Here is a 249-nt window from a genome sequence, read left to right as displayed (position 1 = left end):
CTTCGGTCCCAACGGCCTGGCGCGGATGGAAGTGGTGGACGCGATCGGCCAGCGCACGGCGATCCGCTTCGACGAGCTCAAGCGCAACCCGACCTTCGCGGCGGGGACCTTCAGCTTCACGCCGGCCAAGGGCGTGGACGTGGTCGGCGAATAACCGTCGTTCCGCGGCACTACTTCGCCTGCGATCGCACCGTAGGAGCGGCTTCAGCCGCGACGCGGGGTCCGGCAGGTCGCGGCTGAAGCCGCTCC

Annotated in this window: 1 protein-coding gene; it reads left to right on the top strand. The window is 69.9% G+C overall.

Going from position 1 to position 249, the window contains the following annotated elements; genetic code table 11:
• A partial coding sequence (locus SB822_RS59425; RefSeq protein ID WP_410859418.1) for an outer-membrane lipoprotein carrier protein LolA occupies nt 1–154 on the top strand: 154 nt, incomplete at its 5' end.
• Between the last annotated feature and the right edge of the window lie 95 nt (nt 155–249).

The organism is Paraburkholderia sp. SIMBA_054, assembly GCF_046534875.1.
GTDB classification, from domain to species: domain Bacteria; phylum Pseudomonadota; class Gammaproteobacteria; order Burkholderiales; family Burkholderiaceae; genus Paraburkholderia; species Paraburkholderia hospita.
Note: the sequence above shows the minus strand (reverse complement) of the source record. Positions and strands in the feature narration are given on the sequence as shown.